Below are 21,929 nucleotides of genomic sequence, written 5' to 3'. Positions count from 1 at the left end.
AATGAGCTATTCGAACAACGTGCCGCATAAGCCTGAGCTTGTGATGATCACGGGAGCTACCGGCGGCTTCGGCAGCGCCTTCGCCCGCCGCTTTGCGGCCTTGGGATCGAAGCTGGTACTGGTCGGCCGTCGGACCGAGAAGCTCAACGCCCTGAGGGATGAACTGAAGACCGAGGTCCACACGGTCGAGTTGGATATCCGCGACCGCAAGGCGATCGATCAAGCGTTCGGCAGCCTGCCCACCGAGTTCGCCGCCGTCGAAACCCTGGTCAACAATGCCGGTCTGGCATTGGGCGCCGATCCGGCGCAGAAGTCCGATCCAGACGACTGGGAGACCATGATCGACACCAACGACAAGGGTCTCGTGTTCGCGACCCGCGCTTTGTTGCCGGGAATGATCGAACGTGGACGCGGTCACGTCATCAACATCGGATCGACCGCGGGCAGCTACCCTTATCCGGGCGGGCACGTCTATTGCGCATCGAAGGCGTTCGTCAAACAGTTCTCGCTGGCGCTGCGCGCCGACCTACAGGGAACGGGCGTCCGGGTGACCAATGTCGAGCCGGGCATGTGCGAAACCGACTTCTCCCTGGTTCGCTTCAAGGGCGATACCGAAAAGGCCGGGAAGGTCTATGCCAATACGACCCCCTTGACCGCCGATGACGTTGCCGAGGCGGTTTTCTGGGCCGCCACCCTGCCCCCTCACTTCAACGTCAACCGGGTCGAGATCATGCCGACTACCCAGGCGTTCGGGCCGCTGGCTATCCACCGCTCGCAATAGCCGGAAACCTGATCAACCGGCGGCGGCGAAGAGCAACTCCCGCAACGCCGCCCAGGTTTCGCGATCGGGAGCCAGCAACAGGCCGCCTTCACGGTCGGCCGGGGTGTAGGCGTCGCCGTTCAGCTTGGCATGGTATCCGCCGGCCTCCGCATGCATCAGGGTGCCGGCGGCGTGGTCCCAGGGCATGATACGGCGGTAGAGGGAGAAATGAGCCTCACCGCTGTTCAGGGTCAGGTATTCGTGTGCGGCGCAGCGCAGGGTGAACGTACGGGCGAGTTGCTGCTTGCGCTCGTCCAGACGGTTGCGCGTCTCGCTGTCGAAGTAGCGGGACGATAGCACGCCGGACATATCGGGGAGGCTGACGGCCGGTGCCGTCCGCAGGCGGCCGGAGCCGGACCATGCGCCCTCGCCTTTCATGGCGACCGCCGTTCGCTTGCCGAGCGGATCGTGAATCCAGCCTGCCAAGGTTTCACCGCGCTGAACATAGGCGACGATGATGCCGAAAGCCGGCTTGCCCGCCGCGAAGTTGGACGTTCCATCGACCGGGTCGACGATCCAGACCGGTGCCTCGTCGAAAACCCGGTCAAGTACCTTCTTGTCAGCCGCGACGGCTTCCTCGCCGATCACGACCGAGGTGGGAACCAGCTCCATCAGACGCCGGGTAAGCTGCCGCTCGCTCTCCTCGTCTGCCACGGTGACGAGATCTCCCGGCCCCTTTTCACGGATTTCGTCTGTCGCCAACCGGCGGAAGCGCGGCAGGATCTCGGTTTCGGCGACATCACGGATGATGGCCGAAACGCGGTCTATGTCAGGCAGCATTAGGAGATTTCCAGGTGAGGCTCGGGAAGGCGGTTCAATATTTTAGATAGGATGCGGACAGGCGTTTGCCAAACTTCACGTCCGCTAAATGAAAAAGGGCCGCAACGTGAAGCTGCGGCCCCTTCCCATCGACAGGTAGCTTTCGGCTGGTCGGCCGAACGACAGGGACTTAGAAGCCCATGTCGCCCATGCCGCCCATACCACCCATGCCGCCACCCGGAGGCATGGACGGGCCACCCTTGGGCTCCGGCTTGTCGGCGATCATCGCCTCGGTGGTGATCAGCAGACCGGCGACGGACGCTGCGTCCTGAAGGGCGGTACGCACGACCTTGGTCGGGTCGATGATGCCGGCCTTGAACATGTCCACGAAGGTGCCGTTCTGGGCGTCGTAGCCATAGGACGGATCGGTCGACTCGAGCAGCTTGCCAACCACGACGGCGCCATCGGCACCCGCGTTGTCGGCGATCTGACGGGCCGGAGCCTTCAGGGCACGACGGATGATCTCGACGCCGACGCGCTGGTCGTCGTTGGCGACCTTGACGTCGTCCAGGGACTTCAGCGCGTACAGCAGAGCCGCACCGCCGCCCGAAACGACACCTTCCTCGACCGCGGCGCGGGTCGCATGCATCGCGTCGTCGACGCGATCCTTGCGCTCCTTAACCTCGACCTCGGTGGCGCCGCCGACGCGGATGACGGCAACGCCGCCGGCCAGCTTGGCGAGACGCTCCTGGAGCTTCTCACGGTCGTAGTCGCTGGTGGTCTCTTCCGTCTGACGACGGATCTGCGAGCAGCGAGCCTCGATGTCGGCGGCGGAACCAGCGCCATCGACGATCGTGGTCTCTTCCTTGGTGATCAGCACGCGCTTGGCGGTGCCGAGCATGTCCAGGGTAACGTTCTCGAGCTTGATGCCGAGATCTTCGCTGACGACCTGACCGCCGGTGAGGATGGCCATGTCTTCCAGCATCGCCTTGCGGCGGTCACCGAAGCCCGGAGCCTTGACGGCGGCGACCTTGAGGCCACCACGCAGCTTGTTGACGACCAGGGTCGCCAGGACTTCGCCTTCGACGTCTTCGGCGACGATCAGCAGCGGACGGCCGCTCTGAACGACGGACTCGAGGACCGGCAGCATCGCCTGAAGACCGGAGAGCTTCTTCTCGTGCAGGAGAATGAAGGGGTTCTCCAGCTCGGTGGTCATCTTCTCGGCGTTGGTCACGAAGTACGGGCTGAGATAGCCGCGGTCGAACTGCATGCCTTCGACGACTTCGAGCTCGGTCTCGAGAGACTTGGCTTCCTCGACGGTGATGACACCCTCGTTGCCGACCTTCTCCATGGCGCGGGCGATCATCTCGCCGATGTCGCGCTCGCCGTTGGCGGAGATGGTGCCGACCTGGGCGATCTCGGCATTGGTGCCGATCTTCTTGGACGAAGCCTTGACGGCGGCGACCACGGCTTCGACAGCCAAATCGATGCCGCGCTTCAGGTCCATCGGGTTCATGCCGGCGGCAACCGACTTGACGCCCTCGCGGACGATCGCCTGGGCCAGGACGGTCGCGGTGGTGGTGCCGTCACCGGCAAGATCATTGGTCTTGCTGGCGACCTCGCGCACCATCTGCGCGCCCATGTTCTCGAACTTGTCCGAGAGCTCGATGTCCTTGGCGACGGTGACGCCGTCCTTGGTGATACGCGGTGCGCCGAAGGACTTCTCCAGCACGACGTTCCGGCCCTTGGGGCCGAGGGTCACCTTGACCGCGTCGGCGAGAATGTCCACGCCGCGCAGCATGCGGGTGCGGGCGTCGACCGAAAACTTAACTTCCTTGGCAGCCATGCCTCTGGATCTCCTGTAACGCTGGTGACGCTGGGTTTTTTATTCGAGGACGCCAAGCAGGTCGGACTCGCGCATGATCAGAAGGGTCTCGCCCTCGATCTTGACTTCGGTCCCGCTCCACTTGCCGTACAGCACCTTGTCACCCGCCTTGACGTCGAGAGCGGTGACCTTGCCGTCATCGCCGCGAGCACCGGGGCCGGCGGCGACGATTTCGCCCTGCTGCGGCTTTTCCTTGGCGGTGTCCGGAATGATGATGCCGCCGGCAGTCTTGTTTTCCTGCTCGGTCGGCTTCACGACCACGCGATCGTGCAAAGGCCTGAACTTCATTGGGATCTCTCCGAGATGTCTGTCGCTGGCTTATGGCGCCAGCGGTGATTCTGTTAGCACTCAATGCCAGCGAGTGCCAACCGTATAGCGGCACATTACCGCGCCGTCAAGGTTCACACGGCGGCAGATGGGGTCGTGTGCCAAAATCTCCAGGGAAAATTATGTATTTTCGCTGAGCGCGACCGGGGCCGGCGGTGAGCCGGCCCCGGTCGCGGCCGCCTCACGAAGAGGCGGCGTGATAGTCGTAGCGGCTTTCGAACCGGGCCAGATCGGCCTTGTCCAGGGCGATCCGCAGATGGGCGAACTGCTCGTCGTCCTGCCGTTCCAGGATGTCGCCCCGGTCGTGAAGCCACGCGAGTGCCGCGCCATCGTCGATCCGGACATTCAAATCGACGGTTACCCGGTCGGCCGTCATGTGCCGGTCGAGCAGACCGAACAGCTCGCCCAGCCCGTCACCGGTCAGGGCCGATACCGCCTGCATGTGATCGTTGCGGGCGGCCTGGGCCAGCAGCGCGTTCCGGGCACCGCTGTCGAGCAGGTCGATCTTGTTCAAGACCTCGACGACGCGGTTGTCCTCGCCCTGGTCGATGCCGAGATCGCGCAGCACCGCATCGACGTCGCCCTTCTGGGCTTCCGAATCAGGGTGTGCGATATCCCGCACGTGCAGGATGATGTCGGCGGCCTGGACTTCTTCCAGGGTCGCGCGGAACGCGGCCACCAGATGGGTCGGCAGGTCGGAGATGAAGCCCACGGTGTCGGACAGGATCACCTTGCGGCCGGTCGGCAGCTCGATCGCCCGCATGGTCGGGTCGAGCGTGGCGAACAGCAGGTCCTTGGCGAAGACATCAGCCCCCGCCATCCGGTTGAACAGCGACGACTTGCCAGCATTGGTGTAGCCGACCAGTGCCACGACCGGGTACGGCACCTTGCTCCGCGCCTTTCTGTGCAGGTCGCGAGTCCGGCGGACCTCTTCCAGTTCACGCTTCAGCTTGATGATGCGATCGCCGATCAAGCGGCGGTCGATCTCGAGCTGGCTTTCACCGGGACCGCCGAGGAAGCCGAAACCGCCGCGCTGCCGCTCCAAGTGGGTCCAGGACCGCACGAGCCGGGAGCGCTGGTAGCTGAGAGCAGCCAGCTCGACCTGCAACTGACCTTCGCGCGTCCGGGCACGGGCGCCGAAGATCTCAAGGATCAGGCCGGTGCGGTCGATCACTTTGCATTCAAGCGCGCGTTCGAGGTTGCGCTGCTGGACTGGCGAAAGAGCATGATCCATTACGACGAGATCGATCGGGTGACCGTCCTCCTCGGCCTGATGGATCAGCTCGGCGAAATGGTCCACCGTTCCGGAGCCCAGAAGCGTGCCGGGCTGCGGCCGGTTGACCTTGACCGCTTCGGCATGGACGACATCCAGGTCGATCGCGGCGGCAAGTCCGACAGCTTCCTCAAGACGCGATTCGGGGCTGCGCGCTCCTTCCGTCGGATTGGGATCGCGCAGGATCGGATGGATCACGAGGGCGCGGCCGGCGCCCGTGGCAGACCGGCCATTACCCTGATCGGGTGCGTTAGGTGTTCTCACCTTCCTTAGGCGGCTCGAATAGTTGAATAGGATGGGCAGGCATCACAGTGGAGATTGCGTGCTTGTAGACCAGTTGGCTGTGCGCATCGCGTCGCAGCAAAACAGAGAAGTTGTCGAACCACGTAATGATGCCTTGTAGTTTGACACCGTTCACCAGGAAGACGGTGACCGGGGTCTTGTTCTTGCGGACGTGGTTTAGAAAAACGTCCTGAACATTTTGACTTTTTTCGGACATGTGCAATCGCCCCGTTTGTGATGGTTCTTGGGGCCCCATCCCAGAGCCCAGATAGCTTGCCGTAGCCCTTCAACTGGGCCAGGATCTTCTTTCCGTAGAAGACTCCTGCGATATGGTGCCTCGGAGCCGCTGCACCAAGTCGGATACTATATCGCAAGCGTCGAACCGATGCGCAGGAGGAAAATTCTGGAAATCATCCGGACTATCCCCGATCAACAGTGGAACACATCCTCCCGCATGGGCGCATTGCATATCGACATCGGCATCACCAATGAACCATACATCGGGACCCGCCGCAATCCCGCCCGGCGCAAGCGCCATGTGTATGGGATCAACTTCAGGTTTATCACGCGGTGCGTCACCCGCTCCAACCAGCTTACCGAAGTAATGGTTCCAGCCGAGTGCCTCCGACTCGGCCCGCAGGAACCGGCCGGTCTTGTTACTGACCACGCCAAGGTAGACGCCGCCGTCGGACAGTGCCCGCAGCAGCGATTCAGCACCGGGCAGCGGCTTCAGGTAATCCAGATGATGGCGGCCGAAATGGTCGTAGAAGATATCGCGGGCCTCAGTCCAGCGGTCGCCGAATAGCCGGGGAAAGCTGTCGCGCATGCTCTGGCGGACGCGGACGCGGGTTTCCGCCAGCGTCCAGGGAGGCAGGTCGTGGGCGACCAGCGCCGCGTTGAGGGCGGCATGAATGCAGCCCCAGTTGTCCACCAGAGTGTTGTCCCAGTCGAACAGGGCAGCGCGCGGCAGGCGAAGAGGCTCGCCGGTGGCGGCATCGGGGGGAACGGTCATGAGGCGCCCCGTTCCCGTGCGTAGTCCAGGTAGCCGTGGCGCAGCTTGCCGCTCAGCGCGCCGGGCTTGCCGTCGCCGACGGTCCGGTCGTCGATTCTGGTCACCGGCATGACGAAGGTGCTGGCGCTGGAGACGAAGGCCTCGCGCGCGGCATAGGCTTCCTCGACCGAGAAGGGTCGCTCCTCGAACCTGATGCCGGATTCCTGCGCCAGCTTCAAGATCGACAGGCGGGTGACGCCGTTGAGGATCAGGTTGTTGGCGTAACGAGTGACCAGCGTACCGTCAGATGTCACGATCCAGGCGTTGCTGGAGCAGCCCTCGGTGACATTGCCGTCGGGGTCCACCTGCCAAGCCTCGAACGCGCCGGCCTCCACCGCCTGCTGCTTGCCGAGAACCTGCGGCAGCAGGGAAACCGACTTGATGTCGCGGCGAAGCCAGCGGATGTCGGGAATGGTGATGACCTTGACGCCGTCCTGGAGCTGCGCCGGGGTCGCGAAGGCCCCTGCCCGCTTGGTGATCAGCACCAGCGAGCTTTCCACGTGCTTGGGAAACTTAAAGTCGCGCGGAGCGACGCCGCGGGTGATCTGGAGATAGATCGTGCCCTGGGTCACGCGGTTCAGCCCGATCAACCGGCGCATCAGGATCTTCAGCACCCTGGGCGAAACCGGCCACGCGATCCGCAGCTCGTTCAGGGAGCGCGTCAGGCGGTCCAGGTGCCCCTGCTCGTCCACAAGCCTGCCGCCGACGATCGTGACGACTTCATAGACGCCGTCGGCGAACTGATAGCCACGGTCTTCCACATGCACGACGGCATCGGTATGCGGCACGAAGCGGCCGTTGACATATGCGTATCGAGCCATGTTTCCCGCTTTTAGTTGTGTGGTATCGAGGATTGGACGTTATCGAACGTTGCAGTGGATCAGAAGAATTCAAGACGGACTGCGAACATCTTCTCGACCTTCTTCACCTGACCGACGGCCGCCAGGATGATGACCCGGTCGTGCGGCTTGATGACCGTGGAGGGCCTGGGGATGATCACTTCCTCTCCGCGCACGATGGCGCCGACGATGACGCCGGTCGGCAGCTTGATCTCCCGGAGCGGCGTGTTGATCAGGCTGGAAGTTTCCAGCGCCTCGGCCTCGATCACTTCGGCGAAGCCTTCGCGCAGGCTGTGGACCGACCGGATACGGCCGCGCCGGACATGCTGAAGAATCGTTGAGACGGTGATCGCCTTCGGGCTGACGACCGCGTCGATGCCGAGCGTGGTGACCAGCGGCGAATATGTCGTCTTGTTGATCAGCGTGATGGCGCGCTGGCAGCCGTAACGCTTGGCGAGCAGTGAGGCGAGAATGTTGCCTTCGTCATCGTTCGTCACTGCGACGACGGTTTCCGCCGCCCTGACATTGGCCTCTTCCAGGATCTCCGGATCCAGGCCGTCGCCGTGCAGCACCATGGTCCGGTTGAGCCGCTGGGCGATGTACTGGGCGCGGGCGCGGTCCACCTCGATGATGCGGGCGCTGACCTGCGGATGCTTGGCTTCCAGTTCTTCCGCAAGGCAAAGGCCGATATTGCCGCCGCCCAGGATGATGATGCGGCGCGCTTCCGTTTCCTCGTGGCCGAAGGCGGCCATGGCTCGGGTCAGGTGGCGGGTGTCGGCGACGAAGTAGACCTCGTCTCCGGGCAGCATCTGGTCGTCGCCGCCGGGAATGATCGGCTTGTCGTTGCGGACGATCGCCACGACTTCGAGGTTGAGGTCGGGGAACAGGCCGGTGAGCTGGCGGAGCGGCGTGTGCAGGATCGGGCAGTTGTCGGCGCAGATGACGCCGATAACGCGGACCTTGCCGTCGGCCAGCGGGATCATGTCGAAGGCGCCCGGAACCTGGAGACGCCGGGCGACGGCACGGGCGACCTCGATCTCAGGCGAGATGATAACGTCGATCGGCATGTGCTCGCGGGAGAACAGGTCGGACCAGATCGGGGCCAGATAGCTCTGATTGCGGACGCGGGCGATCTTGGTCGGGACGTTGAACAGCGAGTGGGCGACCTGACAGGCGACCATGTTGACTTCGTCGGCCAGCGTGACCGCGATGATCATGTCGGCCTCGGCGGCGCCCGCCTGTTCCAGCACGTTGGGATGCGAGGCGAACCCGACCATCGCCTGGACGTCCAGGGTGTCGCTGATCTTCTGGATCAGCTCCGGCGACTGGTCGATCACGGTGACGTCGTTGTTCTCGGTCGCGAGGTATCGCGCGATGTTGGAACCAACCTGACCAGCGCCGCAGACGATGACTTTCATGGGATGGTACCTGCCATCGTTCCTACCCAGGCATTATGCAAAGCGGCGATTGTTGGGCCACGGCCCAATCTACAGTTTCTCGTCGTCGTAGGTTGGGCCGTGGCCCAACACCGGTTCGGCTGCCAGCATGTGGAAGACACAGGCATCAATCCGCCGCCAGCTTGTGCGGCGGCTTGTCGTTGCCGTGGACGCCCAGCGACTTCAGCTTGCGGTGAAGGGCAGAGCGCTCCATCCCGACGAAGGCGGCGGTTCGGGAGATGTTGCCGCCGAACCGGGTGACCTGGGCCAGCAGGTACTCGCGCTCGAACACCTCGCGCGCTTCGCGGAGCGGCAGGCCCATGATCTCGCCGCCCTTGTCCCACTTGAGGACGGTCGGCGTGATGGCGCCGATCTCGGGCGGCAGCATGTCGGCGCGGATCGGCTCCTTCGGGTCGCCGGTCGACATGATCAGCAGCCAGTCCACGACGTTGCGCAGCTGGCGGACGTTGCCCGGCCAGTCGTAGGCCTGAAGGGCGGCCATGGCGTCCTCGCCGTATTCGCGGACGGGCAGGCCGGCGGTCTCGGCGGAGCGAATCATGAAGTGGCGGGCCAGCAGCGGGATATCCTCGCGCCGCTCGGTCAGGGGCGGGACCCGGATCGGCACGACGCTGAGACGGTAGAACAAATCCTGGCGGAACCTGCCGGCCTCGATCTCCGACGGCAGGTCGCGGTTGCTCGATGCGATGACCCGGACGTCGACCTCGACCCGAGAGCTGCCCCCTACCCGCTCAAAGGTCTGCTCCTGGAGCACCCGGACGATCTTGCCCTGGGTCTCCAGCGGCATGTCGGCCACTTCGTCCAGCAGCAGCGTGCCGCCATGGGCCTGTTCGAAGGTGCCGACCTTGCGCGGCAGGCCGTCCTGGCCGTGCTCCGTGCCGAACAGTTCCACTTCCAGCCGGTCGGGCCGCATGGTGGCGCAGTTCAGGCCGACGAAGGGGCCGTCGCCGCGCCGGGAGCGGGCATGGATCAGCCGGGCGACCACTTCCTTGCCGGAGCCGGCGGGGCCGGTGATCAGGACGCGGCTACCGGTCGGGGCCACCTTCTCGATCGAGTTGCGGACCTGGTTGATCGTCGAGGATTTGCCGATCAGCTCGGTCTGGCCGCCGGCCCGGAGGCGCAGTTCCTCGTTCTCGCGCCGAAGACGGGCGGCTTCGATGGCGCGCTCGACCAGCACCAGCAGCCGGTCCGCCTTGAACGGCTTCTCGATGAAGTCGTAGGCGCCCTGCTTGATCGCGGAGACGGCGGTTTCGATCGTGCCGTGACCGCTGATCATGATGACCGGCAGGTTGGGATGGTCGCGCTTCAGCTCGGCCAGGATCTGGATGCCGTCGAGACGGCTGCCCTGGAGCCAGATATCCAGGATGACCAGGCTTGGCCTTCGGGCACCGACGGCGGCCAGCGCCTGATCGGCGTCTCCGGCCTGACGGGTCTTCATGCCTTCGTCTTCGAGGATACCCGAAATCAGCATCCGGATATCGGCTTCGTCATCGACGATCAGAATGTCATGCGCCATAGCGACTCTGTTTCTGCTCTAGATCTTCGGCGGCCACGGCCGGCGCGGAAATTTCGGACTTGGGAATCACCAGGCGGACCTGGGCACCGACGCCGGAGGGCCGGTCTTCGAGCACGAGTTCTCCGCCATGATCCTCCATTACCTTTTTGACGATCGCGAGGCCGAGGCCGGTGCCCTTGGCCCGCGTCGTGACATAGGGTTCGGTCAGCCGGTCGCGTTCCTCGTGCGGCAGACCCTTGCCGTTGTCGGCGATGACGATCGCGACGCGATCGTCATGGACTTCAAGGCTCAAGTCGATCTGGCCCGGTGGCAGGACGGTACCCTCCGGCACCGGGCGGCCCTCGATCGAATCGACGGCGTTCTGGAGCAGGTTGGTAAGGGCCTGGGAGATCTGCCGGCCGTCGCACGGCACCGTCAGGGCGCCTTGCGGAAGGTTGGCCGTGAACTTGATGCCAGGATGGGCGCTGGATTGAAGGAACACTGCCTGACGACACAACTCGTTTACGTTCTGTGGCTTCATCACCGGACTGGGCATCCGCGCGAACGCGGAGAACTCGTCGACCATCCGTCCGATATCGTCCACCTGACGCACGATGGTATCGGTACACATCTGGAACGTCTCGGGGTCGCTGGTGATTTCCTTGAGGTATTTTCTGCGCAATCGCTCGGCGGAGAGCTGAATTGGGGTCAGCGGGTTCTTGATCTCGTGCGCGATACGACGCGCCACGTCGGCCCAGGCAGCCTTGCGTTGAGCCGACAATAGTTCAGTAACGTCATCGAAGGTCACTACGAAGCCGCGAATCTCGTTTCCAACCGATTCAGCGGCGACTCGGACCAGAAGGGTCCGTGCGGTCCCTGCCCGCCTCAACTGGACCTGAGCTTCCATCAGTTTCGTCGGACGGCGCCGGATGGTGCCGAGCAGCTCGCCCATTTCCGGCGCCACATCCACCAGCTTGCGCCCGATCAGGATCTCCGGATCGTCGACGCCCAGCAGATGTGCCCCGGACAGGTTCGGCAGGTTGATGCGGCCTTCATGGTCCAGTCCGACGACGCCGGCGGAAACGCCGGCCAGCACCGTTTCGGTGAAACGCCGCCGGAGGTCGAGTTGCCGGTTGGCTTCGATCAGCTCGCGACGCTGGCTTTCCAGCTGGCTGGTCATCCGGTTGAAGGCCCGGCTCAGGGTGCCGAGCTCGTCTTCCGGCAGCAGTTCCGGCACGCGGGCGCCCATGTCCCCCGCCCTCACCCGCTCCGCCGCTCCGATCAGGGAGCCGATGGGGGCCACCAGCGCCGTCGCGAAGTTCAGGCCGATCCAGACGGCGGCCAGGAGCAGCAGCAGGGCTACGACCACGAAGATCAGGGTGAAGGTGATCTGAAGGCTGGAGCGCTTGCCCTCCAGCTCGGCATAGGCGTCGGCGGCGTCCTGTGCGGCCTCCATATGGCTGAGGACGCGCGGCTCGACCAGCCGGCCGACGAACAGGAAGGTATCGACGAAGCGGTCGAGCCGGACAAGCGCCCGGACGCGGTCGTCGGTGTCGGTCACCATCAGGACGACCTCGCCCTGCCGGGCGCGCTCCAGCGAGCTTTCCGGGATCGGCTCGAACTCCAGGGTGAAGGACAGACCGGAGCGCGCCAGCATCCTGCCACTGCCGTCGAACACGATGGCCTCGGTCAGGGCCCGGAGCGCCGCCTGGGTTGCGACCACCTGGGCGAAACGGCCGGGATCGGTCAGCAGGCGGGCGGCTTCGCGGTTGAGGTCGTTCGCCATGGCCAGCGCGTCGGCGCGGATGACCTGCTGGTGTTCGTGCAGGTAGGCCTGGGCGACGGCACGGGATTCGACGATGGCGGTACGGACCCGCTCGCTGAACCAGGACTGGACGCCGACATAGAAGAAGATCGCCGAGAACGCGGCGACGATGATCGCCGGCATCACTGCCAGCAGGCTGAAGGTCGCGACGACGCGGACATGCAGGCGGGACCCGGCAAGGCCGCGCCGCCGCTCGATCCAGAGCGCCACGATGCGGCGGGCGACGATGACGCCCAGCAGCAGCAGCAGCGCCAGATCGAGGGTCAGCAGAAGGCTGACGGTATTGGGGTCGTTGCCGAAGGGGGGAGTGGCGGTCAGCGCGCCATAGGTCGCGAACCCTGCCCCGATGGCGGCCACGGCGAGAGCGACCGCCAGCTTGCCCGCCAGCCCGACGCGGCTGGCCCAGATCAGAAACTGGCTCCAGAAGGATTGCGGAAGTCCCGCAGGTTCACTGGTCATCGTCGCGTTGCACCGGGCTCTCTCATTCTGGCCCATTCTGTGGCGGGGATGCCACGAGACTGGACCAGGGTGTGTTATTTTAGCCCACGTATAACCTGGATATCCAGTTCCCTGATTTTCTTTCTGAGAGTATTGCGGTTGAGACCCAGCATCTGGGCCGCCTTGATCTGATTGCCGCGCGTCGCCGAGAGGCTGAGGGAGATCAGCGGACGCTCGACTTCCCGCAGGACGCGGTCGTAGAGGCCAGCGGCCGGGATGCCGTCCTTATGAGCCGCGAAGTAGTCCTTCAGGTGCCGCTCGACGGCGGAGCTGAGCCCCTCATTCTGATGTTCCTCGACCTGGGGAGAGGCCGGAGCCGAATCCGCCAGTTCGGACTCGATGATGTCGGTGCTGATGACTTCCTGGCTGTAGAGGGCGGCCAGCCGGCGGACGAGATTTTCCAGCTCGCGGACGTTGCCGGGCCAGCGGTAGCGCTTCATCCGCTCCATCGCCTGAGCGTCGATGCTCTTAATCGGCAGGCCCTGCGCCGAGGTCAGCGTCAGGAAGTGGCGGACCAGCGACGGGATGTCCTCCGTCCGTTCGCGGAGCGGCGGCAGGCGGATCGGGACGACGTTGAGGCGGTAGAACAGGTCTTCGCGGAACAGTCCCTGGCGGATCAGGGTTCGCAAGTCGCGGTGGGTCGCGGCGATGATCCGGACATCCGTCTTGATCGGCGTGCGGCCGCCGACGGTCGTGTACTCGCCTTCCTGGAGGACGCGCAGCAGACGGGTCTGAGCTTCCAGCGGCATGTCGCCGATCTCGTCCAGGAACAGCGTGCCGCTTTGCGCCTGCTCGAAACGGCCGGTCGAACGGGTCGTGGCACCGGTGAAAGCGCCCTTCTCGTGTCCGAACAGCTCCGACTCGATCAGCTCGCGCGGGATGGCGGCCATGTTGATCGCGACGAAGGGACCGCTTCGGCGCTTGCCGTATTCGTGCAGCGCGCGGGCCACCAGTTCCTTGCCGGTACCGGACTCGCCGGTGATCATGACGGTCAGGTCGGTGCCCATCAGCCGAGCGAGGACGCGGTAGATTTCCTGCATCGCCGCCGAGCGGCCGATCAGTGGAAGCTGCTCTTCGTTCTCGATGTCCTCGGCGGAGGCATGGCCGTTCAGCGCTATCGGCTGCGGCGCGCTGAGCGCCCGCTCGACCACGTTGACCAGTTCCTTGAGGTCGAACGGCTTGGGCAGGTACTCGAAGGCGCCGCGCTCGGCCGCCTTGACGGCGGTCATCAGGGTGTTCTGCGCACTCATGACGATGACGCGCAGCTCGGGTCGGATCTTCTTGATGCGGGGGATCAGGTCCAGCCCGTTCTCGTCCGGCATGACGACGTCGGTGATGACGAGATCGCCCTGCCCGTCGGCCACCCAGCGCCAGAGGGTGGCGGCATTTCCCGTGGTGCGGACATCATGGCCCAGTCGGATCAGTGCCTGGTTGAGCACCGTCCGGATCGCGCGATCGTCATCGGCGACCAGGATCGTCGATGCCGGCATTACGACTGCTCCAGAGACTGTTCAAAATCGGCATACATCGGTAGCGATACCTTGAATACGGTACGGCGCGGCAGGGTCTCGAAGTCGATGACTCCACCATGGTCGCCAATCAGTTTCGCAACCAATGCAAGACCCAGGCCGGTTCCGTTCCGCTTTGTCGTTACAAAGGGATCGAACAGATGGGTGCGAAGATCCTCCGGTATGCCATTGCCGTTGTCCTGCACGCTGACCAGCAACGGCAGGTGTACACGGCTCTCGATTCCCGGTACGGCCAGACGGACGCCATGCTGGTAGGCGGTGGTCAAGATTATCTCGCCGCTCTGCTCAGGGACCGCTTCTGCCGCATTTTTAATCAGGTTGAGGAAAACCTGGATGAGTTGGTCCCTGTTGCCATAGACGTCCGGCAGCGACGGATCGTACCGCTCGGTGAAGCGGACCGTCCGCGCGAAGCCGCTCTGGGCTACCTTGCGGACATGTTCCAGGACGCTGTGGATGTTGACGGCGGTCCGGTCGGGCGGACGCTTGTCCGAGAACACCTCCATCCGGTCCACAAGGGCGACGATCCGGTCGGATTCGTCGCAGATCAGGCGGGTCAACTCCCGGTCGGGCTCGGACGCGTTCTGTTCCAGCAACTGGGCGGCGCCGCGGATGCCGGAGAGCGGGTTCTTGACCTCATGCGCCAGCATTGCGGCCATGGCTGTGACGGACCGGGCGGCGTTGCGGTGGGTGAGCTGGTTGTCGATCTTGCGGGTGATCGACTTCTCGTGCAGCGACATCACGACACAATCCGCCGGCTCTCCCAGCGGCGCCACGCGCACGGTGACGAGGTGGACGCCGATCTTGGGCGTATCGAGCGTGACGCCGTATTCGGACATGCTGGCGCCGCTGATCCTGGCCTGATCGATCAGGAAGTAGACGGGACTGTCCTCGGGCAGCAGTTCCGTAAGCGGGAGTCCTATCAGCGCCGCGGCGCCGCAGTCGAAGAACTCCTGAGCCTCCAGATTGACGTAGAGGATTTCGTTGCGGCCGCCGATCACCAGCACGGGATCGGGCAGCGCATTGAGGATGCCGGAGGGATCGATTTCCTGCCGCATCGTCTTCCGCCAAGCTGTAGCTGCGCGCGCCATCAAGCCGCCATCCTGTCGATCGCCGGTGAATAGAAGTCCCGGATCATGGTGCGGACCCTGGCGGGGTCCGAAACCCGGTTGACATCGGCACGGAACTCCGCCGAACCGGCGAAGCCCTTGCTGTACCAGGAGACGTGCTTGCGGGCGATCTTGACGCCTGCGTCGATGCCGTAATGTTCCAGAATGGCCTCGTAATGTTCCAACAGCGTGGCTAGCTGCTCGTCTGGGCGCGGATCGGGCAGGTGCCCGCCGGTGCGGAGATAGTGGATCACCTGTCCGATGAACCAGGGACGCCCGTAGGTGCCGCGTCCGATCATCACGCCGTCGGCCCCGCTTTCCTCGAGACAGCGCGTGACGTCCTCGAAGGTATTGAGGTCGCCGTTGGCGATCACGGGAATGGCGACGGCTTCCTTCACGGCACGGATAGCCTTCCAGTCGGCGGTCCCGGTATAGAACTGGCAGCGGGTCCGGCCATGGACGGTAACCATGCGGATGCCGCATTCCTGTGCAATGCGGGCAAGGTTGGGCGCGTTGCGGCTGTCGTCGTCCCAGCCCAGCCGCATCTTCAGCGTGACCGGAAGGTCGACCGCCTTGACGGTAGCCTCCAGAATGCGGGCGGCGTGGACTTCGTCCCGCATGAGTGCCGAGCCGGCCTGTCCATTGACGATCTTCTTCACCGGGCAGCCGAAGTTGATGTCGATGATGGCGGCGCCCCGGTCCTGGTTGAGACGCGCCGCCTCCGCCATCGAGGCCGGATCGCAGCCGGCGAGCTGGACCGCCATGGGGAATTCTTCCGCGCAGTTGGTCGCCATCTTCATGGTCTGGCGCGAGGCGCGGATCATAGCCTGGCTGGCGATCATCTCGGAGACGACGAGCCCGGCGCCGCTGCGCTTGACGAGACGGCGGAACGGCATGTCGCTGACGCCCGACATGGGGGCGAGGATCACTGGATCGTCGATCCTGATGGAGCCGATGTTTATGCCCATGTTTTGGGCACTTCCCTGTAATGCTGTCATTTTGTGCAAGCTATCATGGGACTCGAAAATACCGCAAGCGCGAAGAATGCTGATGAAACTATCAATTCGCGCCCGGCCCCATCCAGATACGCGGATTTTGACTATTTTGAACTAAATACATTCATGAAACTAAAATGTCCGTGACGAATTTTACGCCAGGATAGCCCAAAGTGAGCAAAAGAAAGGCAAGCAGCACAAGCCGGGCTGCCCGTCTTCCCCGCACTCCGGTTGCGGCATGGGCAATCAGCAGTCCACCTATGACCAGGAAGGTGGCGACAGACAGGACTGTCTTGTGGTCGATCCGGAAAAGGATTCCCTGCTCGAAGTAGAGCACGGACATCCCGGTCACGAGCCCCAGGCCGAGAACGATCTCCGACGCGATCAGCAGCCTGCCCTGAAGCTGCTCACTGTCGGCCATGGGCGGCAGCATCCGGGTCAGGGTGGTCGGCCGCTTGGCCTTGAGTGCGCGTTCCTGAAGGAATGCGGCAAGCGCCGAAACCGCCGCCAGCGTCAGCAGCGCATAGGTCGTGACGGAAACCGTGATGTGGGCATCGACCCAGACGGTGGGAGCCGTGGGGCTGAGCGTCGGGTCGCGCGCTTCCGCCGTCGCGGTGGCGAACAGTCCGACCAGCAGCAGATAGGGCAGCAGCAGCGGCATCAGCCGCCATCCGGAACGTGTCGTCAGGCATAGGCCGGTGAACAGGACCATGCACGCCGCGATGCTGACCCAGAGAGTAGTGGAGATCCCCGTACGCCATGTGCCGTCCAGCTGTACCAGAGCCCATGTCAGAGGTCCGGCCGCCGCCACCGCCAAAACGGCCCAGAAGACCATGTCCGGCCCCCTGCCCTGACGGAACCCATCACGGACATAGGCCAGCAGCGTGGCCGGTATGAGAGCCATCAGGGCGGACAAGTTGAAAAGGACGTTTTGCAGCATGCTGTTCCGTTCTTCTTCCGGTACGGATGGCCGCTTGGCGACAGGGCCGCGACAGGCTAGGCTCCACGACCGGACATTCCAAGACTCAATCGCGCCTGGACCCGAGCGGCCAAGGCGTAAACAATCGAGAGTGCGAAACCGACTATGACTTCATGTGTGGCGCTGATCGTCGCCGCCGGCACCGGCGAGCGCTTTGGCGGAGACCGCCCCAAACAGTATCAGGATTTGGGGGGCCGCGCCGTGCTGCACCATACGGTCAGCGCATTTCTTCGCCACGATGCCGTCGATGCCGTACAGGTAGTGATCCAGCCGGCCCACCGTGAGCTTTACGACGCTGCGGTGGAGGGGCTTGGGATGCCGGAACCGGTCGCCGGCGGCGCCACGCGACAGGAATCCGTTCGCCTGGGGCTGGAGCGGCTGGCGGCGCTCGATCCCGTTCCCGATTTCGTCCTGATCCATGACGCCGCCCGGCCGCTGGTCGATGCGGCTACCATCAATGCGGTACGGACGAAGCTGGACGAGGTTCCGGCCGCCATCGCGGCGGTTCCCGTCACGGATACGCTGAAGCGTGGCGACACTAATGGCATGATCACCGGCACGGTCGAGCGGGCAGGCCTGTGGCGGGCGCAAACGCCTCAAGGATTCCGGTTTCCGGAAATTCTGAAGGCGCACCGCGATCTGGCGGGGGCGGAGCTGACCGACGACGCTGCGGTGGCCGAGCGCGCGGGGCTTGGGGTGGCACTGGTTCATGGCAATACGGACAATCTGAAAGTGACCAATCAGGACGATATGGCGAGGGCCGCCTTGACGATGAGCGCTAGCTTACCCGCCCCCTTGCCGGATGTGAGGACTGGGCTTGGCTTCGACGTCCACCGCTTCGCCCCCGGCGACCATGTGGTGCTGTGCGGCGTCAAGGTGCCGTACGAGGCGCGCTTGGACGGCCATTCCGATGCCGATGTCGGGCTGCACGCCCTGACCGACGCCATCTTGGGAGCACTGGCCGCCGGCGACATCGGCAGCCACTTTCCGCCCAGCGATCCGCAATGGCGCGGCGCCGACAGCGCCTTGTTCCTCCGGCACGCGGTCGGCATGGTAGCCGAGCGCGGCGGCGTCATCTCCCATGTCGACGTGACGCTGATCTGCGAAAGGCCGAAGATCGGTCCTCACCGTGAAGCCATGGTCGCCCGCATGGGTGAACTGCTGAATCTCGCATCGGACCGTGTCAGCGTGAAGGCGACGACAACGGAGCGGCTGGGCTTCACCGGACGCGGGGAAGGCATCGCGGCGCAGGCCGTCGCCACGATCCGGCTGCCGACAAGCTAGAAAGCTCCGCTTAGGCCCAAAGCTGAAGGAGGAACCGCCCATGTTCCCAGAAGACGTCCTTGAGCAGGCGCGCGACGTGCTTGCACGATTCTCGGCTGCCGGATGCAAGGTGGCGACCGCGGAATCCTGTACCGGGGGGTTGATAGCGAGCGCCCTGACCGAGATCGCGGGCTCCTCCAGCGTCGTCGAGCGCGGCTTCGTCACGTATTCGAACGAGGCGAAGGTGGAGTTGCTGAGCGTTCCAGGTGAGCTGATCGCGCGCGTCGGCGCCGTCAGCCCCGAGGTTGCCGAGGCCATGTCCGCCGGCGCGATCGCGCACTCACGGGCTGACGTGGCGATCTCCGTCACGGGGATCGCCGGCCCCGGCGGCGAAACGCCGGGCAAGCCCGTCGGACTGGTCTATTTCGGTATCACTCGACGCGGCGGGAGCGTCCGGCACGAGCGGTGCGTGTTTCCAGGCGACCGCTCGGCGGTGAGGATGGCGACGGTCAGGTTCGCGCTCGTACTGCTGGCGGACGTGAACCTGACGAAGTTCTGAGGCTCTCAGGCCGGGTTCGAGGTGGTGTCGGGAGTGGCAACCGGAACGGTGCCGTCGCCGTAGAGCTGGCGGGCGCGGGTTTCGAACGCTGCCACCATACGGCGGACCGCTTCGTTAAACAGCACGCCGATGATCTTCTGGAGCATCTTCGACCTGAACTCGAAATCGACGTAGAAATCGATCAGGCAGCCGCCGGTCTCGGTAGGACTGAAGATCCAGTGATTGTTCAGGTAGCTGAACGGGCCTTCGCTATAGGCGACGTTGATGCGGTCGGGTGGATGCAGTTCGACGCGGGAGGTGAAGCGTTCGCGGATCATCTTGAAGCCGATGATGAGGTCCGCGTAGACGACGTTCCCTTCCCGCTTACGGATACGCGCCGCCAGACACCAGGGCAGGAACTCTGGGTACTTCTCGATATCGGCGACGAGGTCGTACATCTGCTCAGGCGTATAGGGCAGTACCCGCTTTTCGGCGTGTGTCGGCATAGTCAGTCCTGGGAGACGGCGGCACCCGCCAGCTTCGCTTCACGGGCATCGCGCATCCGGCGGAAGTCGTCGCCGGCATGGTAGGACGAGCGGGTCAGCGGCGAACTGGACACCATCAGGAAGCCCTTGCCGCGCGCGATGGCGGCATAGCTGGCGAACTCGTCCGGAGTGACGAAGCGGTCGACCGGCTCGTGTTTCGGCGTTGGCTGGAGATACTGACCGATGGTCAGGAAATCCACGTCGGCGGCCCGAAGGTCGTCCATCACCTGCATTACCTCTTCCTTGGTTTCACCCAGGCCGACCATGATGCCGGACTTGGTGAAGATGCCGGGTTCCTGTTCCTTCACACGGGACAACAGGTTGAGGGAGGTAAAGTAACGGGCGCCGGGACGGATCGTCGGATAAAGCCGGGGAACGGTTTCCAGGTTATGATTGAAGACATCGGGACGCGCTGCCGCGACATGCTCGACGGCGCCCTTCTTCCGCATGAAGTCGGGAGTCAAGATCTCGATCGTGGTCGCCGGCGCGGTTTCGCGGATGCGGCGGATCGTACGGGCGAAGTGGTCGGCGCCGCCGTCTTCCAAGTCGTCGCGGTCGACCGACGTGATGACGACGTGCTGCAGGCCCAGCGTACCGACCGCTTCGGCGACGTTGTCGGGCTCATGCGGGTCGAGCAGGTCGGGACGGCCGGTCGCGACGTTGCAGAAGGCACAAGCGCGGGTGCAGACCGCCCCCAGGATCATGAAGGTCGCGTGCTTCTTCTTCCAGCACTCGCCGATGTTCGGGCAGGCCGCTTCCTCGCAGACGGTATTCAGCTTGAGGCCCCGCATCAGCTTGCGGGTCTCATTGTATTCCGTCGATACCGGGGCCTTTACCCTGATCCAGTCCGGTTTGCGCTGAACCGGGCTGTCGGGCCGCTTGGCCTTTTCCGGATGGCGGACGCGGTCGATCGGGGGGGAAGCGGTCATGATCCATCTAGCTCCATATGCCTGTGCCAGAAGTGTACCGCTTCGGCGAGGACATCAAGGTGCAATTTGAAGCGGGTGCCGCCTTTGCGGGCGGCACCCATCCCATCGATACGGTAGTCGGAAGCGGCTATCAGTAATGGATAGCCCGGCCATAGGCGGCCAGCACCGACTCATGCATCATTTCGGACAAGGTCGGGTGCGGGAAGATGGTGTGCATCAGTTCCGCTTCCGTCGTCTCCATGGTCTTGGCGATGCCGTAACCCTGGATCAGCTCCGTCACTTCGGCCCCGATCATGTGGGCACCGAGCAACTCGCCGGTCTTGGCGTCGAACACCGTCTTGACCATGCCTTCCGGCTCGCCGAGTGCTATGGCCTTGCCGTTCCCGATGAAGGGGAAGCGGCCGACCTTTACCTCGTAGCCGGCGGCCTTCGCCTTAGCCTCGCTCAGACCGACGCTGGCAACCTGCGGGTGCGAGTAGGTGCAACCCGGAATGTTGTTGACGTTGATCGGGTGGGCTTCCTTGATGCCGGCAATGTGCTCGACGCAGATGACGCCTTCGTGGCTCGCCTTGTGGGCCAGCCAGGGAGCGCCGACCACGTCGCCGATCGCGTAGACGCCGGGCTCGTCGGTCTCCAGCCACTCGTTGACCAGGATGTGGGACTTCTCGGTCTTCACCTTGGTGTTCTCGAGGCCGATATGCTCGACGTTGCCGACGATGCCGACGGCCAGGATGACGCGATCGACCGTGATCGTCTCGCTCTTGCCGTTGGCCTCGATCGTCGTCGTGACGTCGTTGGCGCCCTTCTTGAACTCACCGACCTTGGCGCCGGTGTAGATCTTCATGCCCTGCTTCTCGAACGACTTGCGGGCCATGGCGCTGATCTCCTCATCCTCGGCGGGGAGGATGCGGTCGACCATCTCGGCCACGGTGACCTTGGCGCCCATGTTGAGGTAGAAGCTGGCGAACTCGATCCCGATGGCGCCGGATCCGATCACCAGGATCGACTTCGGCATGCTCTCCGGGACCATCGCGTGGCGATAGGTCCAGACCAGCTTGCCGTCGGCCTTCATGTTGGGGAATTCACGGGCGCGCGCGCCGGTCGCGATGATGATGTGCTTCGCCTGGAACTCGCCGACCGTGGTCGTGCCGTCTTTCTCGACCTTGATCCTGCCCTTGCCGAGCAGGGTGGCGTGGCCGTCGATGACGGTGACCTTGTTCTTCTTCAGCAGGTGCTTGACGCCGCCCGAAAGCTGAGAGGCGACGCCGCGCGACCGCTTGACCACCTTCGCCAGATCGAAGCTGACCTCCTTGGCGGAGAAGCCGTAGTCGTCCAGGTGGTGCAGCAGGTGCGAAACCTCGGCCGAGCGCAGCAGCGCCTTGGTCGGGATGCAGCCCCAGTTGAGGCAGATGCCGCCCAGGTTCTCGCGCTCGACGACGGCGGCCTTCATGCCGAGCTGTGCGGCCCGGATGGCGGCCACGTAGCCGCCGGGACCGCCGCCGATGACGATAATGTCGAATTGAGTTTCAGCCACAGG

The 21,929-nt window shown here is 64.2% G+C and carries 20 protein-coding genes; 3 read left to right on the top strand and 17 right to left on the bottom strand.

Annotation, left to right across the window (positions count from 1 at the left end):
• The first annotated feature begins 1 nt into the window (after position 1).
• Positions 2 to 781 carry an SDR family oxidoreductase gene (locus N826_RS21100; protein ID WP_044432072.1) on the top strand — a complete coding sequence of 260 codons (780 nt, stop codon included), beginning with the start codon at positions 2 to 4 and terminating at the stop codon, positions 779 to 781.
• Between the two features lie 12 nt (positions 782 to 793).
• Here the strand turns inward: N826_RS21100 and N826_RS21095 are convergent, their stop codons facing one another.
• The 14 genes from N826_RS21095 to N826_RS21030 form a co-directional block, all read right to left on the bottom strand.
• Positions 794 to 1,600 (bottom strand): inositol monophosphatase family protein, encoded by an 807-nt coding sequence (locus N826_RS21095; RefSeq protein ID WP_044432071.1) that lies wholly within the window; start codon positions 1,598 to 1,600, stop codon positions 794 to 796.
• A 169-nt stretch (positions 1,601 to 1,769) separates the two neighbouring features.
• On the bottom strand, positions 1,770 to 3,425 hold the full coding sequence (groL, locus tag N826_RS21090; protein ID WP_044432070.1) for a chaperonin GroEL: 1,656 nt from the start codon (positions 3,423 to 3,425) through the stop codon (positions 1,770 to 1,772).
• A gap of 39 nt (positions 3,426 to 3,464) precedes the next feature.
• The gene (groES, locus tag N826_RS21085; protein ID WP_044432069.1) at positions 3,465 to 3,752 is read right to left on the bottom strand and encodes a co-chaperone GroES; all 288 of its coding nucleotides are present in this window, start codon (positions 3,750 to 3,752) and stop codon (positions 3,465 to 3,467) included.
• 220 nt (positions 3,753 to 3,972) lie between these two features.
• Positions 3,973 to 5,262, bottom strand: coding sequence for a GTPase HflX (hflX, locus tag N826_RS21080; RefSeq protein WP_084720975.1), 1,290 nt, complete (start codon positions 5,260 to 5,262; stop codon positions 3,973 to 3,975).
• A gap of 52 nt (positions 5,263 to 5,314) precedes the next feature.
• Positions 5,315 to 5,563, bottom strand: coding sequence for an RNA chaperone Hfq (hfq, locus tag N826_RS21075; protein ID WP_044432156.1), 249 nt, complete (start codon positions 5,561 to 5,563; stop codon positions 5,315 to 5,317).
• A gap of 69 nt (positions 5,564 to 5,632) precedes the next feature.
• Positions 5,633 to 6,358 (bottom strand): HAD family hydrolase, encoded by a 726-nt coding sequence (locus N826_RS21070; RefSeq protein WP_044432067.1) that lies wholly within the window; start codon positions 6,356 to 6,358, stop codon positions 5,633 to 5,635.
• Positions 6,355 to 7,218 carry a D-amino-acid transaminase gene (locus tag N826_RS21065; RefSeq protein WP_044432066.1) on the bottom strand — a complete coding sequence of 288 codons (864 nt, stop codon included), beginning with the start codon at positions 7,216 to 7,218 and terminating at the stop codon, positions 6,355 to 6,357. Before N826_RS21065 ends, N826_RS21070 begins: the two co-directional genes overlap by 4 nt.
• A 59-nt stretch (positions 7,219 to 7,277) precedes the next feature.
• The gene (gene trkA / locus N826_RS21060; RefSeq protein WP_044432064.1) at positions 7,278 to 8,654 is read right to left on the bottom strand and encodes a Trk system potassium transporter TrkA; all 1,377 of its coding nucleotides are present in this window, start codon (positions 8,652 to 8,654) and stop codon (positions 7,278 to 7,280) included.
• Positions 8,655 to 8,799: 145 nt separating this feature from the next.
• The gene (gene ntrX / locus N826_RS21055; protein WP_044432062.1) at positions 8,800 to 10,206 is read right to left on the bottom strand and encodes a nitrogen assimilation response regulator NtrX; all 1,407 of its coding nucleotides are present in this window, start codon (positions 10,204 to 10,206) and stop codon (positions 8,800 to 8,802) included.
• Positions 10,196 to 12,469 (bottom strand): sensor histidine kinase NtrY-like, encoded by a 2,274-nt coding sequence (locus N826_RS21050; protein WP_044432060.1) that lies wholly within the window; start codon positions 12,467 to 12,469, stop codon positions 10,196 to 10,198. Before N826_RS21050 ends, ntrX begins: the two co-directional genes overlap by 11 nt.
• 74 nt (positions 12,470 to 12,543) lie before the next feature.
• Positions 12,544 to 13,998 (bottom strand): nitrogen regulation protein NR(I), encoded by a 1,455-nt coding sequence (ntrC, locus tag N826_RS21045; protein ID WP_044432056.1) that lies wholly within the window; start codon positions 13,996 to 13,998, stop codon positions 12,544 to 12,546.
• Positions 13,998 to 15,125: a two-component system sensor histidine kinase NtrB gene (locus N826_RS21040; protein WP_044432055.1), complete on the bottom strand. Its 1,128-nt coding sequence runs from the start codon at positions 15,123 to 15,125 to the stop codon at positions 13,998 to 14,000. Before N826_RS21040 ends, ntrC begins: the two co-directional genes overlap by 1 nt.
• The gene (gene dusB / locus N826_RS21035) at positions 15,125 to 16,111 is read right to left on the bottom strand and encodes a tRNA dihydrouridine synthase DusB (RefSeq protein ID WP_044432053.1); all 987 of its coding nucleotides are present in this window, start codon (positions 16,109 to 16,111) and stop codon (positions 15,125 to 15,127) included. Before dusB ends, N826_RS21040 begins: the two co-directional genes overlap by 1 nt.
• A gap of 151 nt (positions 16,112 to 16,262) precedes the next feature.
• Positions 16,263 to 17,078 (bottom strand): cytochrome C assembly family protein, encoded by an 816-nt coding sequence (locus N826_RS21030; protein WP_044432051.1) that lies wholly within the window; start codon positions 17,076 to 17,078, stop codon positions 16,263 to 16,265.
• 144 nt (positions 17,079 to 17,222) lie between these two features.
• Between N826_RS21030 and N826_RS21025 the strand changes: the two genes are divergently transcribed.
• Entirely contained in the window at positions 17,223 to 18,401 is a 1,179-nt protein-coding gene (locus tag N826_RS21025; protein ID WP_044432049.1) for a bifunctional 2-C-methyl-D-erythritol 4-phosphate cytidylyltransferase/2-C-methyl-D-erythritol 2,4-cyclodiphosphate synthase, read from the top strand.
• A gap of 40 nt (positions 18,402 to 18,441) precedes the next feature.
• On the top strand, positions 18,442 to 18,939 hold the full coding sequence (locus N826_RS21020; protein WP_044432046.1) for a CinA family protein: 498 nt from the start codon (positions 18,442 to 18,444) through the stop codon (positions 18,937 to 18,939).
• 5 nt (positions 18,940 to 18,944) lie between these two features.
• On the opposite strand, the gene N826_RS21015 is transcribed toward N826_RS21020, so the two are convergent.
• The 3 genes from N826_RS21015 to lpdA form a co-directional block, all read right to left on the bottom strand.
• Positions 18,945 to 19,424, bottom strand: a complete 480-nt coding sequence (locus tag N826_RS21015; RefSeq protein ID WP_044432044.1) for a type II toxin-antitoxin system RatA family toxin — start codon at positions 19,422 to 19,424, stop codon at positions 18,945 to 18,947.
• A 2-nt stretch (positions 19,425 to 19,426) separates the two neighbouring features.
• Positions 19,427 to 20,392 carry a lipoyl synthase gene (gene lipA / locus N826_RS21010; protein WP_044432042.1) on the bottom strand — a complete coding sequence of 322 codons (966 nt, stop codon included), beginning with the start codon at positions 20,390 to 20,392 and terminating at the stop codon, positions 19,427 to 19,429.
• 130 nt (positions 20,393 to 20,522) lie between these two features.
• Complete coding sequence (gene lpdA / locus N826_RS21005; protein WP_044432040.1) at positions 20,523 to 21,926, bottom strand: dihydrolipoyl dehydrogenase; 1,404 nt, start codon at positions 21,924 to 21,926, stop codon at positions 20,523 to 20,525.
• Positions 21,927 to 21,929: the final 3 nt, after the last annotated feature.

Origin of the sequence: Skermanella aerolata KACC 11604 (assembly GCF_000936425.1) — a bacterium.
GTDB lineage: Bacteria > Pseudomonadota > Alphaproteobacteria > Azospirillales > Azospirillaceae > Skermanella > Skermanella aerolata.
The sequence above is the reverse complement of the archived record's forward strand: the minus strand, read 5'-3'. Positions and strand labels throughout refer to the sequence as shown.